The organism is Amycolatopsis roodepoortensis, assembly GCF_024628825.1.
Classification (GTDB): Bacteria; Actinomycetota; Actinomycetes; order Mycobacteriales; family Pseudonocardiaceae; genus Amycolatopsis; species Amycolatopsis roodepoortensis.
The window spans coordinates 579482-595978 of sequence record NZ_CP102415.1 but is presented as its reverse complement, the minus strand read 5'-3'; the positions used below and the strand labels follow the sequence as shown (position 1 = coordinate 595978).

Annotated in this window: 17 protein-coding genes; 9 read left to right on the top strand and 8 right to left on the bottom strand. The window is 69.9% G+C overall.

Annotated elements, in window-relative coordinates:
• The first annotated feature begins 71 nt into the window (after positions 1-71).
• On the top strand, positions 72-650 hold the full coding sequence (locus NQK81_RS02900) for a TetR/AcrR family transcriptional regulator (RefSeq protein WP_126732966.1): 579 nt from the start codon (positions 72-74) through the stop codon (positions 648-650).
• Here NQK81_RS02900 and NQK81_RS02895 read toward each other — a convergent pair.
• Positions 604-1563 (bottom strand): AraC family transcriptional regulator, encoded by a 960-nt coding sequence (locus NQK81_RS02895; protein ID WP_257486926.1) that lies wholly within the window; start codon positions 1561-1563, stop codon positions 604-606. The genes NQK81_RS02900 and NQK81_RS02895 overlap by 47 nt on opposite strands.
• Positions 1564-1656: 93 nt before the next feature.
• On the opposite strand from NQK81_RS02895, the gene NQK81_RS02890 reads away from it, so the two are divergent.
• Entirely contained in the window at positions 1657-2562 is a 906-nt protein-coding gene (locus NQK81_RS02890) for an NADP-dependent oxidoreductase (protein WP_257486925.1), read from the top strand.
• A 287-nt stretch (positions 2563-2849) separates the two neighbouring features.
• The gene (locus NQK81_RS02885; RefSeq protein WP_257486924.1) at positions 2850-3455 is read left to right on the top strand and encodes a GNAT family N-acetyltransferase; all 606 of its coding nucleotides are present in this window, start codon (positions 2850-2852) and stop codon (positions 3453-3455) included.
• A gap of 9 nt (positions 3456-3464) precedes the next feature.
• On the opposite strand, the gene NQK81_RS02880 is transcribed toward NQK81_RS02885, so the two are convergent.
• Entirely contained in the window at positions 3465-5111 is a 1647-nt protein-coding gene (locus tag NQK81_RS02880) for a WXG100 family type VII secretion target (protein ID WP_257486923.1), read from the bottom strand.
• A gap of 100 nt (positions 5112-5211) precedes the next feature.
• Entirely contained in the window at positions 5212-5991 is a 780-nt protein-coding gene (locus NQK81_RS02875; protein ID WP_257486922.1) for an SDR family NAD(P)-dependent oxidoreductase, read from the bottom strand.
• An 85-nt stretch (positions 5992-6076) separates the two neighbouring features.
• On the opposite strand from NQK81_RS02875, the gene NQK81_RS02870 reads away from it, so the two are divergent.
• Positions 6077-6913 carry a helix-turn-helix transcriptional regulator gene (locus NQK81_RS02870; RefSeq protein ID WP_257486921.1) on the top strand — a complete coding sequence of 279 codons (837 nt, stop codon included), beginning with the start codon at positions 6077-6079 and terminating at the stop codon, positions 6911-6913.
• Here the strand turns inward: NQK81_RS02870 and NQK81_RS02865 are convergent.
• Positions 6863-8095 (bottom strand): PucR family transcriptional regulator, encoded by a 1233-nt coding sequence (locus tag NQK81_RS02865; protein ID WP_257486920.1) that lies wholly within the window; start codon positions 8093-8095, stop codon positions 6863-6865. The genes NQK81_RS02870 and NQK81_RS02865 overlap by 51 nt on opposite strands.
• A gap of 110 nt (positions 8096-8205) precedes the next feature.
• Here NQK81_RS02865 and NQK81_RS02860 point away from each other — a divergent pair, with 110 nt between their 5' ends.
• The gene (locus NQK81_RS02860) at positions 8206-9072 is read left to right on the top strand and encodes an SGNH/GDSL hydrolase family protein (protein WP_257486919.1); all 867 of its coding nucleotides are present in this window, start codon (positions 8206-8208) and stop codon (positions 9070-9072) included.
• Positions 9073-9358: 286 nt separating this feature from the next.
• Here NQK81_RS02860 and NQK81_RS02855 read toward each other — a convergent pair whose 3' ends face one another.
• Positions 9359-10540: a S8 family peptidase gene (locus tag NQK81_RS02855; protein ID WP_306856026.1), complete on the bottom strand. Its 1182-nt coding sequence runs from the start codon at positions 10538-10540 to the stop codon at positions 9359-9361.
• Between the two features lie 260 nt (positions 10541-10800).
• Between NQK81_RS02855 and NQK81_RS02850 the strand changes: the two genes are divergently transcribed.
• Entirely contained in the window at positions 10801-11604 is an 804-nt protein-coding gene (locus NQK81_RS02850) for a pentapeptide repeat-containing protein (RefSeq protein ID WP_257486918.1), read from the top strand.
• A gap of 5 nt (positions 11605-11609) precedes the next feature.
• Here NQK81_RS02850 and NQK81_RS02845 read toward each other — a convergent pair whose 3' ends face one another.
• Positions 11610-12248, bottom strand: a complete 639-nt coding sequence (locus tag NQK81_RS02845; protein WP_257486917.1) for an SDR family NAD(P)-dependent oxidoreductase — start codon at positions 12246-12248, stop codon at positions 11610-11612.
• A 115-nt stretch (positions 12249-12363) separates the two neighbouring features.
• Here NQK81_RS02845 and NQK81_RS02840 point away from each other — a divergent pair, with 115 nt between their 5' ends.
• Positions 12364-13317, top strand: coding sequence for a helix-turn-helix transcriptional regulator (locus NQK81_RS02840; RefSeq protein WP_257486916.1), 954 nt, complete (start codon positions 12364-12366; stop codon positions 13315-13317).
• On the opposite strand, the gene NQK81_RS02835 is transcribed toward NQK81_RS02840, so the two are convergent.
• Positions 13296-14234 (bottom strand): AraC family transcriptional regulator, encoded by a 939-nt coding sequence (locus NQK81_RS02835; RefSeq protein ID WP_257486915.1) that lies wholly within the window; start codon positions 14232-14234, stop codon positions 13296-13298. The genes NQK81_RS02840 and NQK81_RS02835 overlap by 22 nt on opposite strands.
• 82 nt (positions 14235-14316) lie before the next feature.
• Between NQK81_RS02835 and NQK81_RS02830 the strand changes: the two genes are divergently transcribed.
• Together NQK81_RS02830 and NQK81_RS02825 are read left to right on the top strand one after the other, a co-directional pair.
• A complete protein-coding gene (locus NQK81_RS02830) occupies positions 14317-15144 on the top strand; it encodes a Rossmann-fold NAD(P)-binding domain-containing protein (RefSeq protein ID WP_257486914.1) in 828 nt (275 codons plus the stop codon).
• 13 nt (positions 15145-15157) lie between these two features.
• Positions 15158-15649, top strand: a complete 492-nt coding sequence (locus tag NQK81_RS02825; protein ID WP_257486913.1) for an anthrone oxygenase family protein — start codon at positions 15158-15160, stop codon at positions 15647-15649.
• A 6-nt stretch (positions 15650-15655) separates the two neighbouring features.
• Here the strand turns inward: NQK81_RS02825 and NQK81_RS02820 are convergent, their stop codons facing one another.
• The gene (locus tag NQK81_RS02820; protein WP_257486912.1) at positions 15656-16429 is read right to left on the bottom strand and encodes an alpha/beta fold hydrolase; all 774 of its coding nucleotides are present in this window, start codon (positions 16427-16429) and stop codon (positions 15656-15658) included.
• Positions 16430-16497 lie beyond the last annotated feature (68 nt).

The window sequence follows — 16497 nt, the reverse complement described above, 5'->3', positions numbered from 1 at the left end:
TGTGATGGGACTCTTGTCCCGTCACCGTACCAGGCTGACGGGACAAGAGTCCCATCACCTAGACTGGCGCCATGGGTCGCTGGGAGCCGGACGCGCGTGAACGCCTCGTCGTGGCCGCCGTCGACCTGTTCACCGAGCAGGGTTACGACGCCACGACGGTCGTGCAGATCGCCGAGCGGGCCGGGGTCACGAAGAGCACCTTCTTCCGGCACTTCCCCGACAAACGCGAACTGCTGGTCGCCGGGCAGGAAACGCTGAGCCGGCTGCTGACCGAAGGGATCGCCGAGGCGCCCGCCGAAGCCAGCCCGCTCGAAGCGGTCGCAGCTGGTCTCGTACGCGCGTCGACCGCGATGGGCCCGATGAGCCGCGAGATCGCCCCGCGATTGAAGGCCGCCGTCGCCGCGAGCGCCGAACTCCAGGAACGGGACGCCCTCAAGAGCGTCAGCCTCGCCGCGGCCATGACCGCCGCCCTGGTCGCCCGCGGCGTACCCGATCCGACCGCCGCCCTCGCCAGCGAGCTCGGCGTCCTCGCCTTCAAACGGGGCTACGCCGAATGGTCCGAAGGCGACCGCGCTCCCGAGGACGACTTCGCCGCCTATCTGCTCAAGGCCCTCGACGAACTGCGCGCCGCGAGCGCGTCTCTGGGCTGAGAGGAAAAGACCGCCGGTATTTGCCGGGCGGAGTCTCGTACTGGCGTTTGAACGCCACGGCGAGCGCGAATTCCGACTGATAGCCGACGGCATCGGCGATGGAGCTGAGCGGCGCGTCGGACTCGCGCAGCAGCCGGGCCGCCGTGGTCATCCGCCACCAGGTCAGGTAGCGCATCGGTGGCCGGCCGACCAGTTCGGTGAACCTTCTGGCGAACGGGGCCCGCGACAGGCCCGCGAGTGCGGCGAGCGACGCGACCGTCCAGGGATGCGCCGGTTTCCGGTGGATGGCGTGCAGCGCGGCCGCGACGCCCGGGTCCCGCAACGCCGTCGCCCAACCGGTGCCGGAGCCGGTCCGGGCGTCGTCGAACCAGGCCCGCAGGGCGTAGAGCAGCAGCATGTCCAGGAGCGCGGGAATGGCGGCGTCCGTGCCGAGCCGGGGTCGCGCCGCTTCGGCGCCGAGCAGGTCCACCACGGTTCTCAGCTCGGACAGGCCGTCGGCTCGGGTATCGAGGTGGATGACCTCGGGCAGGTCCTGCAGCAAGGGGTGCCGGCCCTCGGGTGCGAGTTCGTAAGCGCCGCACAGGGTGACGGTCGAGGATTCCGGCGTGTCAACGAGCGCGAGCGGTCGGTCCTCGGCGGATGGATCGCAAGGCCGCGCGGTCGGAGGTGTGGCCGGGCTGTCGGCCAGCACGTGCCCGCGTCCGTGCGGCAGGAGAACGACGTCACCCGCGACCAGCCGCACCGGCTCGGCTCCGGCCGGGACGAGAACGCAATCGCCCCGCACCACCACACGAAAACCGACGGCGCCGGGCACCGGCGAGAACTCCTGCGCCCAGGAACCTTGCCACGTCACGAGAGCCGACCTCGGACGGCCGGCGCGCACCACCGACAGCACGTCACTCAGCACGTCCACGGCGGCGAGCCTACCCACCCGGAGACGATCGCGAAGGAAATAGGCGGGTTTGGCACATGGTTCGTCTCGTCAGGCGTCCCTACGGTCGAGAACATGAAAGCCGCACGGATTCATCAGCACGGAGACCCGGCCGTCATCCGCATCGAGGAGATCGCACGGCCCGTCCCCGCGGCGGGCGAGGTGCTGATCGAGGTCGCCGCCACCTCCTTCAACCCCACCGAGGTGGCCCTGCGCTCCGGCGCACTCCGCGACCTGGTGCCCGTCACCCTGCCGCTCACCCTGGGCTGGGATGTCGCCGGCACGATCGTCGAACTCGGTGAGGGAGTGCGCACGCCCGCGGTCGGGGATCAGGTCATCGGCTGGATCGACGGCGCGGCCGCGGAGTTCGCGGTAGCCGACGCCGCGGCACTGGTCACCGCGCCCACCACCATTCCTCTCGCCGACGCGGCCGCCCTGCCGCTCGCCGGGTTGACGGCGTGGCAGGCGATCGAGCGCGCACGCCTCGTCCCGGGTGAGCGGCTCCTGGTCAACGGCGCGGGCGGCGGTATCGGCGGCTTCGTCGTCCAGCTCGCGAAACGCGCCGGCGCACACGTGGTCGCCACCGCCGGTCCGCGCAGCAGGCAAGCGGTCCTGCGGTACGGCGCGGACCTGATCGTCGACTACACCACCACGCCGCTTGAAGAAGCGCTCGACGGTCAGGTCGATGTCGTCCTGAACCTCGTCGGTCTCGACGAGCGGCGGAGCGCGTCGCTGGCCGCGCTGGTCCGGCCCGGGGGCCGCATCGTCTCGGTCACCAACGAGTTCGAGGCGCCGATCGCCGAGCGGGTCGTCGCCCGTAACGACTCCACCCATCTCGCCGAACTGGTGGCCTTGGTCGACAGCGGCACGATCGCCGTCGACGTCACCGAACGGCACCGGCTCACCGAGCTCGCTTCCCTGCACCGCAGAAGCGAGGCGGGTGACATTCGAGGCAAGGTCGTCATTCTTCCAGTGGCCTGACCAGGCAAAACACTCTCAGGTCGCCGCTGAGCGCCTAATCCGGGCTGTCTGGTGTCTTCGCTCCGGGTTTCCGCGGTCTCAGGATGGCATATTTCGCGCTCTCTCGTGGGCACTCAGTCATAAGGGGCATTATCACTGTGCATCCACTCCGCGTCGGTTTCGCGCATTAGCGGCGCGAAACCAGTTACGCGTATCGCGCTAACGGGCAAAACGGACAAGATTCTCGGCGCTCTTGCGGCCTGTCAAATGCGTTGCCAAGTGGGCGGCCTCGTGGTCAAGATCGCCTGGTGACCACGCCGCTCCAGAACACCGCTTCCGTACGCCCCATCACCGACGCCGATGTCCCCACCGCTGTCGACACCCTCGCGCGCGCCTTCGCCGACTACCCCTTCACCAGGCACGTGATCGCCGCGGACGGTCACGAGGACCGGATCCGGCGTGCTCAGGAGTTGTGCCTGACCCGGATCGGCATGGTGTACGGCCGCGTCTGGGTCGCCGACGGAGGCCGCGCCGTGGCTGTGTGGAGCGTTCCCGGCCAGGACTGCTCACCGGCGTTCGCCGAACTGGGGCCGATGCTCAGCGAACTCAGCGGTGACCGGGCGGCCGCGGCCGAGGCCGCCGAGGCGGCCATCGCCCCGCACCGATCCAAGGCGCCGGGATGGTTCCTGGACACCGTGGGCACCGCTCCCGACGTCCAAGGACAAGGCCTCGGGAGCGCGGTGCTGATGCCCGGTATCCAGGAGGCCGAGCGCACTGGTCATCCGGCGTTCCTGGAGACGTGCGGCGAAGCGAACCTGCGGTTCTACCAACGTCTCGGCTTCGAGGTCACAGCCGAGGTCCCGCTCCCCGGCAACGGCCCCCGCGTGTGGTGCATGCGCAGGGACCCGCGCTGAGAATCCGGGTCAGGGGAGGACGTTGCCGAGCTTCTCCAGCCCTTCGCGGATGCCGTCCTCGATGCGGCGGTACGTGTCCGCACCCGTGACCAGGCTGTCGGCGATGCCGCCGACCGTGTCCACGCCCGCCGTGAGCCGATCCCCGGCGGCGTTGACGCGCTTGGTCAGCGTGTCGCTGAAGGTGGCGGCGGCCGGAACCTCGCCGAGAAGGTGCGACACCAGCTGCAGCCGCGACATCGCGCCCGCCGCGGTGCTCAACGTCGACGTCGCCCCGTCCAGGACGCCCGCGGCGCCGACCAGCGAATCGGGATCGGTTTCGTATCCGGCGTCGCCGGAGGAGAGCGCGCCGTCCGGGTCGAGGCCGAGCTCCTCCAGGGAGATCCTGGTCAGCTCGGGCTCGTCCCACTTCGAACCCGGGTTCTTCTGGTAGCCGTAGGCGCCGGATTCGTGCGCCAGCACGATCTCGCCGTCGATCTCGACGGCCTCCTCGACACCGTGCGAGTCGTAGCCGTCTTCGTTGCCCGGCTCGCCGCCCCGCAGCTCGATCTCCTCGCGATCGTTGAAGTCGTACCACTCCGGCGTCCGGTCCTGCCGGTAGAACTTGCCGCTGTGCCCATCGGACGAGGAGAAGATGAACTCGTCGTCGCGGACCACGACACCCTGGACGTTGTTCGGCGTCTCGATCGGACCTCCGGCCTTGTCCGGCTGCGGTGAGCCGTCCGGGCCGAGCGGGACTTCGTAGAGCCGGTTGTTCCCGTAGTCGCCCACGAAGAGCTTGCCCTGGGCGTAGGTGACGTAGCTGTGGGCAGGCGTCGGGACCACGTCGACGGCGTCGACCGGTCTGCCGCTGTCCTGCGCGGCGTCGAGTTCGGCCTTGTCGTAGACGTACACGTATCCGTTGGACGAAACCCAGACGTGTTCGCCGTCCGTCGCGACGCCACCGGTGTGGGTGGGTGCGCCGACGTCGCCGTTGCCGTTCAGGTAGACGTTCCCGGTCTCGACGCCGGTCTCGTAGTCGACGTAGGTGAGCCTGCTCGGGGTCAGGCCTGGCCCGATCGGGCTGTCACCGGAGCCGTCCCCGTCGCCGTCGTGGTACGAGCCCACCAGCAGGTTCTCGCCGTCGTAGGCCAAGCCCTGGGAGGTCCACGGCTCGCCTGGGTCGACACCGCTGATGTCGGCGTTGCCCTCGCTGTCCCAGCCCTCGCCGCCGCCGTCGGTCGTGGCCGCCAGCGCGGTGAGCCTGCTTTCGTAGGTCTGCTGGGCCACGGTCAGCGCCCGGATGGTCTTCATCGCGATTTCCGGCGCTTCGAGCAGGTCGCTCAGGCCAAGTTCGCGCCAGGGCTTGATGGCGGCGTCGGCCGACGTCCGCAGCGCGGAGTACGCCTTCGCGGCGCCCTTGACGGCCGCCTCCGCGGTCTGGAGTTCGCCGTACACCTCGGCGACGGCTCGCGAGGACGCTTTCGCCTTGCCGATGAACTCGGCGGCCGCCGTGCCACGCCAGGACCGTGCCGCCCACAGCGCGCCGTCGGAGATCCCGTCGGCGACGGTCTGCAACGACGCCTTGGTGTCGGCGATGGTGGCGTCGACCTCGGCGATACCCGCCGCGTCGCCCGAGGTGAGCTTGGCGTAGAGCGGTTCGGGATCCAGGAACGGCATCGGCTTCTCCTCGGGCAACCCCCTGGTCGGGGTGGGTCGTGCGCGTTCAGACGCCGCCAGGTGGACACCGGTTCCCGCGCCTCACCCACCCCACCACCGGTCAGGCCAGCATGCCGCCGTCCACCCGCAGGACCGTGCCGGTCACGTAGGAGGCGCGGTCACTCAGCAGCCACGCGGCCGCCTCCGCGACTTCCTGGGGTTCGGCCACCCGGCCCAGCGGGGTACGCGCGTTGAGCTGCTCGAGGATGCCCGGCGAGCTCTCGACCCACTCGTTGAACATCTCGGTCAGCGTCGTGCCGGGCGCGACGGCGTTGATGCGGATCCCTTCCGGGCCGTAGGTGGTGGCCGCCGAGGCGGTGAGGCTGTTGACGCCGCGTTTCATCGCCCCGTACGCGGGGAGTTCCGGATTGGACATCAGGCTGCCGACGCTGGTGTTGTTGACGATGGCCCCGGTCTTCGCCGTGGCCCGGATCGCCTCGATCTCGGCGACCATCGCCAGCCACGGGCCCTTGAGGTTCACCGCGTAGATGTGGTCGAAATCGGCCTCGGTCACCTGGTCCATCGGGCCGGGCGGCACGTTCGTCGCGCCGTTGTTGAACGCGACGTCGAGCCTGCCGTGCAGGTCCACGGCGTGGGCGACGGCCGCGCGGACGCTCGACGCGTCACCGAGGTCGCACACCACGTGGTCCGCGACGCCGCCGTCCTCGCGGATCTCTTCGGCCACGGCCTTCAGCTGGGACTCGGTGCGGGCGGCGAGGACGACGCGGGCGCCTTCCCTGGCGAACAGCCGCGCGGCGGCGGCGCCGATACCGCGGCCGGCACCGGTGATGAAGGCGACCTTGCCGTCGAGCAGGCCCGGAACAGTCGTTGTAGTGGTCATGGCACCGAGAGTTCCTTCGCCGCCGGCGCGTATCCAGGCACCGGCGGTACCTGGCTGACGTCCCGGCATCGTCCACACTGGAGTGGTGGACAGACGACAACTCGCGGACTTCCTGCGCACCAGGCGCGAGCGGATCACTCCCGCGGACGTCGGCCTCCCGGCCGGGCACCGGCGCCGCACCCCCGGGCTGCGGCGTGAGGAAGTGGCGCAGCTGGCGTTCATCTCGACCGAGTACTACACCCGGCTGGAGCAGGCCCGTGGCCCGCGGCCCTCTCGCGAGGTGCTCGCCGGGCTGACCAGGGCCCTCCGGTTGTCCGATGTGGAACGCGATCACCTGCACCACCTCGCCGGCGCGCCGCCGGGACCGCCACCCGGCCCGTCAAGGGAGGTCCGGCCGAGCATTCTCGCGCTGCTGCACCGGCTTCCGCAGGCGGCGGCGATCGTGCTCTCGGCGACCTACGACGTACTCGCCTGGAACGACCTCGCCGCCGCGTTGATGGAGGACTTCTCCGCCCTGCCACCACGGGACCGCAACCTGGTACGCCGCGCCTTCCTCGGGAAGCGGCTGTACGGGGTGTCCGATGTGGACGAGTTCTCCGCGAGCGCGGTCCGTAATCTCCGGGCCGCCGCGGGCCGATATCCCGACGATCCCGAGGTCGCCGGGCTGATCCGGGAACTCCTCGACGGCAGCGAGGAATTCGCCCGGCTGTGGGCCGCGCACGACGTGTGCGCCTCGCCCGCCCCGTGCAAGACCTTCCGGCATCCGGTGGTCGGCCCGATCAGCGTGAACTGCGACGTCCTCGACATCACCGACCGCGACCAGCAGGTCGTGATCTACACCGCCGACCCCGGAACGCCGTCGGAGAACGCGTTACGCCTGCTGTCCGTCGTCGGGACGCAGCGGATGGACGCCCCGCTCTGACCGTTTTGTAGGTTCCCTCGATACCAGCGGGTCGATTCTCAGCGCGATCGCCAGCGCGAATCGACCGGCGGGATCGTCGATCGTGCCGCCGAAGAGTGTCCGCAGCTGCCGGATCCGGTAGCGGACGGTCTGGACGTGGACGTGCAGTTCGACACCGATCGCCTGCGGCTGGTCCGGCCGCGCGAGCCACGCCGCGAGGGTCGTGGTGAGCCGTTGCCTCGCCGGTTCCGGCAGACCGGCCAACGGCGCGAGGACGTCCTTCGCGAACTCGGTGGCGAGTTCGGGATCGGCGGTCAGCAGCAGATCGATACGGTGGTCGACGGTGTGGACCAGCGGACTGTCGCCGAGCGCGCCGGTGCGGGTCAGCCGCCACAACGCGCTCGCCCGGCGGGCGCTGAGCGCGGCCGAGCGAAGCGGCACGACCGGTCCGACCCCGGCCTGGTCGTCCCCGAGCAGGTCCCGCAAGCGGACGAGGTACCACTCGAGCCGGTCGGCGGGCATGACCACCGCGGTCAGGTCGTGGTGACGGCCGATCAGGACCCGCCCCGGCATCCGGTCGAGCAGCTGTGGCGCGACATCGGCGCTGGTGACGGCGACGACGAGCCGGCCGGGCAGTACCCACGCGGCCTGGTTCGCCGCGTCGTCGAGCTGGTCGCGGGCGGCGGCCGGTTCGGCGAGAAGAAGGCCGAGGAGGCGGTCGCGGCGTGCCTGCCCGGCCCGTGCCGCCTGCGAGCGAGCTTCGGCGTATCCGTCGGCGGCCGCCGCGGAGAGTTCCGCGATGAACGCGAACAGCGCCTCACCGAGTTCGACGATCGCCTTGGTCGGCAGGTCCACCGCCGGCGCCGCCGAAGTGAGCTGCCGCCAGACACCCAGCGCCGCCGATTGGTAGAAGCCCAGCATCTCCTCGAGGCTGCGGCCGGCGGTGTGCTGGGCCCGCCCCTGCGCCCGGTAGACCTCCCGGTCGGTGGTGATGTCGGGATGCCCGATCTCGCTGAAGAAGGCGTGCAGGGCGACGTCGAGGGTGACCTGGAGGTTCGCGGCCGTCCGGCCGTCCAGCGGGGTCCTCAGCCCGGCGCGGACCTGGTCCATCGCGGCGGACGCGATCGCGTCGGTGTCCGGCTCCAGCCGTGTCAGCACCGAAGCGTCCAGCCTGCGCCAGGGCTGTGCCGACGCCTTCGTCATAGAGGGAACCTACAAAACCCCGATCAAGAACGCGCGCCTCCGTTCTAGTGGTTCTCCCCGGCTCGGCGGACGCTGATCGTGGCATTCGACGACGCATGCAGGAGGCGGCAGTGACACGCTGGGGAAGACTCGCCCGGATCGCCGCGGTGGCGGGCACCGCACTGACCCTCGTCGGCATCGGGACACCCGCCCTCGCTACGGCGGAACGGCAGGTGTACGTCGCGATGGGCGACTCGTTCTCGGCGGGCTCGGTGGTCCTGCCGCAGTCCGATCTGCTCACCTGCGCCCGGTCGGCGATCAACTACGCCGGACTGCTCGCGAAGCAGCTCGACGTCGACGAACTGCGCGACGTCACCTGTGGCGCCGCCACCACATCGCACTTCAGCAACCCGCAGAAGGGCATCGTCTCCGGTACCAACCCGCCGCAGTACGACGCGCTCTCGGCCGACACGACACTGGTGACCGTCGGGATCGGCGGCAACGACGTGGGCCTGGTCGGGCTCGCGACGTCGTGCGTGAACCTGCTGCCGGTGGGTGCCTCGTGCAAGGCGGCCAACACCGCGGGTGGGGTGGACAAGTACGCCACCAGGATCGACGCCTTCGCCGCGACCTACGGCACGGTCATCGAGCAGATCCGCCAGCGCGCGCCGCACGCGGAGATCGTGATGGTGGGCTACCCGACGGGGATCAAGCCGGGTGGGTGCTGGCCGCTCGTCCCGGTGCTGCCACAGGACGCCGACTACATCCAGGCCAACATCGACCGGCTCAACGCGCGGATGGCCGAGCAGTCCGCCGCGCACGGCGCGAAGTACGTCGACATCCGGACGCCGAGCATCGGTCACGACGCCTGCCAGCCGATCGGCGTCAAATGGATCGAGGGGCTCATTCCGTCGGTTGTGAACAACAGCTTCGCCCCGCTGCACCCGAACGCGGCCGGGCTCGCCGCCGTGGTGCCGAGTATCCGGAAGGTGCTGTAGCGACACACCTCGTGAGCCTGTTCGTGAAGGCCTCCTTGCCTACTTGAGGGTAGGGAAGGAGGCCTTCACGGCGTTGTCCGGGCCGCGCGACCCGCCACCCGGCGCCGGGGCGCCGCAACTCCAGGAAAAGCTTGGTCGTAAAGGCTGCGCGTGAAGGCCCCCTTCCCTCGGCTGAGCCGAGGAAACTCGACCTTCACACCTTCCCCAGTACATGAAGGCCCCCTTCCTGTACCTAGGCGTAAGGAAGGGGGCCTTCATGTACTTCAGCCGAGCGGGGGCCGAGCTGTCAGGCGGTCGGCGCCCAGTACAGGAGCCGGTTCGGGGAACCGGAGCCCGGGTTGGTCACCTTGCCGGGGGTCGCCGCGTTGATCAGCGCGGTGGCCACCTGCGCGGGGGTGGCGCTCTTGTTGTTCTGCAGGAACCGGGCCGCGACGCCGACCACGTGCGGGGTCGCCATCGAGGTGCCGCTGATGGTCCTCGTCGCGGTGTCGTTGGTGTTCCACGCCGAGGTGATGTTCGTGCCCGGCGCGAAGATGTCCACGACACTGCCGTAGTTGGAGAAGCTGGAGCGCGCGTCGGTCTCGGTGGCCGAGCCGACGGTGATCGCCTGGGTCACGCGGGCGGGGGAGAAGCCCGAGGCGTTCGAGTTGGAATTGCCTGCGGCCACGCCGTAGGTGACGCCCGCGGCGATCGACCGGCGGACGGCGTCGTCGAGCGTGCTGGAGGCGCCGCCGCCGAGGCTCATGTTGGCCGCGGCCGGTTTGACGTGGTTCTTGGTGACCCAGTCGATGCCCGCGATGACGCCGGCGGTGGTGCCGCTGCCGGAGTTGTTGAGCACGCGGACGCCGTAGACGGTCGCGCCCTTGGCGATGCCGTACTGCGATCCGGCGATGGTGCCGGCGACGTGGGTGCCGTGGCCGTTGCCGTCCTGGGCGACGGCGTCGTTGTCGACGAAGTCGTAGCCGTTGCGGGCGCGGCCGCCGAAGGTCTGGTGGCTGATCCGCACGCCGGTATCGATGACGTAGACGTTCACGCCCGCGCCGGTGCTGGTGTAGCTGTACTTCTTGTCCAGCGGCAGGTTGCGCTGGTCGACGCGGTCGAGACCCCAGGACGGCGGGTTGGTCTGGGTCGCGTCCGCGCGGACCACCTGGTTCTGCTCGACGGACGCCACCGACGGGTCGGCGGCGAGCCGCTTGGCCTGCCGCTCCGACAGCGTCGCGGAGAAGCCCTTGAGCGAGCTGCTGTAGACCTGCTCAACCTTCGCGCCGAAGCGGTTCGCCAGCGCGCCCACGACGCCGGTGTCCTTCAGCGTGACGATGTAGCTGTTCGGGATCGCTTCGGCGGATCCGGCGGCGAGGATCCGTCCTTCGGCGGCTTGGGCGGGAGCGGCGGTCACGCTGATCGCCACCGCGACCGCGCTCACCATTCCGGCACGCGCCAGCCAACGCGCTTGTCTCGTCTCTCGCATGTGTTCGTCCTGTCGTTCGCAGGGGACCGGCCGGTCAGGACCACAGCGGCGGAAAGCGGTCCGGCACGACCGCATGGGACGGCACCTGCCGAATCCCACGAAAATCGAGGCTATTGAGCGGCCGGGATGTCCGAATCGACTGAACGGGGCAGCACCCGACCTTCGTCTGGCGGCCATTGGCGGCGGGTGCCCTGCACGGAAAGTGCTCTCCGTACCCTGTGGCTGGAACACCTTGCCGAACATCTGGAGTCCGAACCACCGTGCCAGCCCTTTCCAGCCTGCGAGCCGACTGCGAGAACTGCTTCGGCCTGTGCTGTGTCGTCCCGGCCTTCGCGGCGTCGGCCGATTTCGCGATCACCAAACCGGCCGGGCAGGCGTGCCCGAACCTGCGCGAGGATTCCCGGTGCGGCATCCACGACAAGCTCCGCAAGAAGGGCTTCACCGGCTGCACGGTCTATGACTGCTTCGGCGCGGGCCAGAAGGTCTCCCAGGTCACCTTCGACGGTGAGGACTGGCGGAAGGCGCCGAAGACGGCGAAGTCGATGTTCGCCGTCTTCCCGGTCATGCGAGATCTGCACGAACTGCTCTACTACCTCACCGAGGCCGCGTCACTGCCGACGTCCGCGCCGATCCGCGACGACCTCGCAGAGATGATCGACCGGACCGAGCGGATGACACTGGACACGCCCGGCGTGCTGAGGAAGCTGGACGTCCCCACGCATCGAGCCGCGGTGAACGGACTCCTGGTGCGTGCCAGCGAACTCGCCCGCGCCGAGGTGCCGGGCAAGAAGAAGGACCGGCGCGGCGCGGACCTCATCGGCGCGAAGCTCAAGGGGGCGAACCTGCGCGGAGCGCTGCTGCGCGGTGCCTTGCTGATCGGGGCGGACCTGCGGGGAGCCGATCTCCGGCAGGCCGACGTCACCGGGGCGGACCTGCGTGACGCCGACGTCCGCGGCGCGGACTTCCGCGACGCGCTCTTCCTCATCCAGTCCCAGCTGGACGCGGCGAAGGGCGACGCGACGACGAAGCTGCCGGAGTCGCTCACCCACCCGGCTCACTGGTAACCGTTCTATCCTTTGTGGACGATCTCCTGCTGCCAGGCGTCCCGTGGCTGGGTATGCAGCCGCCAGTAGTGCTCGGCGATGTCGTCGGGGTCGAACGCGGTCCCTTTCGCGACCGGACCGGCGACGGTCACCGTCGCGACGTGCACTCCCGAAGGACCGAATTGCGTGTCGAGCAAGGAGACCAGCGCCCGCACACCGGCCTTGCCGAGTGAGAGGCTCGTGTACGCGGGCACGGCTTCGGGCATCCCGCCGGTGACGATGATGGTGCCCGAACCGCGCTCGGCCATCCCCGGCGCGACATGGGCCGCGGTGGTGATCGCTCCGACGACGTTGACCGACCACGCCGCGAGATGCCGTTCGACGGAAAGCTCTCCGGGGGCGTCGGCCTGGATGATCGCCGCGTTGTAGACCACGACGTCGGGTTCGCCGTGCTCCCGCGCGGCGGTGTCGAGGGCGGATCTGAGGGACTTTTCGTCGGTGACGTCGGCGGTGAGCGCCAGCACGGTCCCGAGCTCGGCGGCCAGCGGCTCCAGCGTCGCAGCGCTGCGGGCCATCACGGTGATCGGCAGTCCTTCCCGGGCGAACCGGTGCGCGACCGAGCGGCCGATACCCGGTCCCGCACCGATGATCACTGCGCCTGCCATGGGCTTCTCCTTCCGGGTGGGGTGCGGTGACCGTAGGGGTTGACATCGGTGTGAAGGTCAAGTCCGGGCCGCAAAGTGTTCACGGGGTGAGCGGTTTGCCTGCGAGACTGAGCGCATGCGTGCCGATCGCCTGGTGGCCACCCTCCTGCTGATGCAGGCTCGTGGCCGCGTCACGGCTGCCGAACTGGCCGGGGAACTCGAGATCTCGGTCGCCACCGCCCGGCGCGACCTGGAGGCGTTGTCCGCCGCGGGCGTGCCGGTGTACCCGCAGCCCGGCCGTGGCGGTGGATGGTCGCTGGTCGGCGGTGCGCGGACCGACCTCAGTGGACTGTCGGCGTCGGAGGCGCAGGCGCTGTTCCTGCTCGCGGGCCCGGCCGCGTCGATCTCGCCCGAGGTCAAATCCGCGCTGCGGAAGCTGGTCCGGGCCCTGCCCGACACCTTCCGCGCCGACGCGCAGGCCGCCGCGGACGCGGTCGTCATCGACCCGTCGCGCTGGGGCGAGCGCGAGAAGGAACGGCCTGAGCTGCTCGACGTGCTGCAGTCCGGGATCGTCCGGCGCCGCAAGGTCCGCTTCGGCTACGCGAAAAAGGGCGCGGAACCGGTCGAGCGGATCGTGGATCCGTGGGGACTCGTGGACAAGGACGACATCTGGTACCTCATCGCGGGCACCGAGAAAGGCCAGCGCACCTTCCGGGTCGACCGCATGTCCGGCGCCGAGGTCACCGATCTGCCGGCCGGTCGCCCGGACGACTTCGAGCTGTCGCGGGCGTGGGAGCAGGTGGTGGACCGCGTCGAGGAACGCCGTTCGGGGCTGGACGCGACCGTGCTCATCTCCCAGCGGCATCTGCCGATCCTCCAGGACCACTTCGGACGGCAGTCCACTGTGGAGGAGACGCTCGACGACGGCCGCGTGCGGGTGACCGTGTCGGCGCCGGTGGCGTGGATGATCGCCCAGCAGCTCGCGGGCTGGGGCTCGATGATCGAAGTGCTGGGGCCGCCGTCGGTCCAGGCGGAGCTCGCGCGGATCGGCGCGGAACTGGTCGAGCGTTACGCGACGCCGGCGCGGTAACCCTGCGGGCTGACGCCGTGTTCGCGTTTGAACGCGGTGCTGAGCGCGAACGAGCTGCCGTAGCCGACCTGGCGGGCGACCGCGCCGATCGTGACGTCGGGATGCTGGCGCAGGAGATCCGCGGCGAGCGCGATCCGCCAGCTCGCGAGGTACGCCATCGGTGGTTCACCCACGGCGGCGGTGAACCTGCGGGCGAACGCAGCGCGGGACACTCCGGTGTCGGCCGCGAGGCTCGCCACGGTCCACGGTTCGGAGGGCCTGTGCTGCAACAGTTTCAGCGCCCGCCCGACCACCGGGTCGCTGTGCGCGCGATACCAGGCGGGCGCTTCGGCGCCGGGCCGGTCGAACCAGGTCCGCAGCGCGGCGACCAGGAGCAGGTCGAGAATCCGGTCGAGGACGGCTTCCTGACCGGGCGTGTCCTTGACGATCTCACCGGCGAGCAGCGGCACGAGCGGGTTGTCCCAGTCGTCGTCCCGCACGACCAGCAGTGACGGCAGCGCGTTGAGGAGCCGTTTACTGATCTCGCCTTCCAGCGGATAGGTGCCGGTGAGCAGGACGACGGGGCCGTCCGGATCGCTGCCCCACGTGCGGACGCCGAGATCGGAGAGCTCCGTGAGGTGCTGTCCGTCCGGGGTCAGGCATTCCTGCCCCGGCAGGATCATCGCCTGCGGAGGCGTGGCCGGGTCGTCCGCGACGAGATACGGGTCCGGGCCGCGCGCGATGGCGATGTCGCCGGTGCCGAGGCGGACCGCGTCCCCGTGTTCGGGCACGACCCAGGACTCTCCGCGGACCTGCGCCATCACCGTCAGCGGTGCTTCGTCCTCGATCCGCAGCGACCATGGCGGCGTCATGACCGACTTCAGCAGGAACGCGCCGCGAGCGCGGGGTCCGTCGAGTAGACCGGCGAGGGGATCCATACCGACCAAGTGTAGACGATGAAACATGGAACAGAGCCTTTGAACTATGTTCCGTCTCATTCGGAGGCGCTTGACTAGAGGCATGACAGAGACGAAGAACAACGAGACGGTCCTGGTTCTCGGCGCCACCGGCAAGACGGGGAGCCGGGTGGCGCAGCGCCTGACCGAGCGGGGCATCGAGGTCCGCAAGGCGTCGCGGCCCGGGTTCGACTGGAACGACCGCTCGACCTGGCGAGCGGCCGTCACCGGAGTCGGCGCGGCTTACCTGACCTACTACCCCGATCTGGCCTTCCCCGGTGCGGCCGAAGCGATCCGCGACTTCTCGAAGCTCGCCGTCGACCACGGCGTCCGGCGGCTGGTCCTGCTTTCCGGCCGCGGCGAGGAGGAGGCCGTGGTCAGCGAACAGGGAGTGCGTGACTCCGGTGCCGAGTGGACGGTCGTGCGGGCCAGCTGGTTCGCGCAGAACTTCAGCGAGCACTTCCTGCTGGAACCGGTGCTCGCCGGGGAGATCGTGCTGCCGGCCGGGCAGGTGACCGAGCCGTTCATCGACGTCGAGGACATCGTCGACGTCGTGGTGACCGCGCTGACCGCCGACGGGCACGACGCCGAGGTGTACGAGCTGACCGGGCCCCGATTGCTGGGTTTCGCGGACGCGGCGGCGGAAATCGGCAAGGCTTCGGGCCGGGAGATCCAGTACGTTCCGGTCTCCCCGGCGGAGTTCGCCGCGGGAGCGGCCGAACAGGGTGTGCCGGAGGAAGAGATCGAGGGCCTGACCGACCTGTTCTCCCGTGTCCTCGACGGCCGGAACGAATCCCTCACCGATGACGTCGAGAAGGTGCTGGGCCGGCCCGCGAGGGACTTCTCCGAGTACGCCGCGAAGGCCGCGGCCACCGGGGTCTGGAATCGATAGGGAGGCGACGGCAATGACGACGCTGAGCGAGATCGTCCTGATCGCGGCCGTCATCACGGCGGGGTTGATCGCGGGCTTGTTCTACGCCTACACGTGCTCGGTCATGCCAGGACTGGGCCGGGCCGACGCCCGGACCTATGTGACCGGGATGCGGGAGATCAACATCGCCATCCTCAACGGCTGGTTCGCGATCAGCTTCGGGGGCGCGCCATTGCTCGCCGCGGCGGCCGCGGCGCTGCACTTCCGGTCGGAGCTGCGGTCCGCTCTGCCGTGGCTCATCGCGGGGTTCGTCCTGCTGCTGGTGATGCTGATCGTGACGATGGCGATCAACGTGCCGTTGAACAACGCGCTCGAAGCCGGTTTCGCCGGTGACGACACCGACTTCGAGGCGCTGCGGGCGAAGTTCGAGGGCGTCTGGGAACGCTGGAACCTCGTCCGTACCTTGGCCGCGATCGGCGGCTTCGGTGCTCTGGTGGGCGGACTGATCGTGCACGTCCGCGCCTGACCGGGGTCAGGCGCGGAGGATCTCCAGGAGCTGCGGCGCGAACGCGGCGGCTTCGGCGGCGAAACCACCGTGGTCACCGGGGAAGTAGGTCGGCTCCACCCCGAGACGGCCGGCGGCGAGCACCGCGGCCTCATGTGCTGGCTGCCCGGCCGAGTCCTTGCCGACACCGACGACCATCCGGGTCGCCGACGCCTTCAAGGCCGCGTAGTCCGGGGTGTAGTTCCCGATCATCGTCATCAGGTGGACGATGAAGAACTCCATGTTCTTCCGCATCTCCGGCGGGAGAGCACCCTCGCCGGCCTCGAAACCGGCATCGGCGAGGAACTTCGCCATCGCCGCCTCGATCCCGTGCTCGCGGTGGATGTTCAGCAGCTCGTCGGGATCGACGTCGGGCTGCTCGTCCAGCAGGCTCGTCAGCGGTGGTTCGTGCGCGACGAGCGTCCGTACCCGCCCGGGATGGCGGACGACGAGCTCGAAGGCCTGCATGCAACCGCCGCTGGACGCGAAGATCACCGCGGGTTTGGGACTCACGCTGTCGAGCAGGCGGAGCGCGTCGTCGGTGTGGACCTCGATCCGCTGCTCCTCGCCGGGATCGTCGAGGGTGCTGCGGGAGATCCCGCGCGGGTCGTAGGTGATCACCGTGTACTGCTCCGCGAGCAGGCCCGCGATCGGCGCGAACATACCGGAATCGGCCGCGCCACCGGGGATGCACAGCAGCGTCGGCCCCCTGCCGGTGACGGTGTGGTGCAGCCGGGCGCCGGGAACGTCGAGAACGGCCATCGGATGACCCCTTCCTCTGTCGGGACTTGTCACCCGGCCGACGAACGGCGACACCGGGGACAGACACC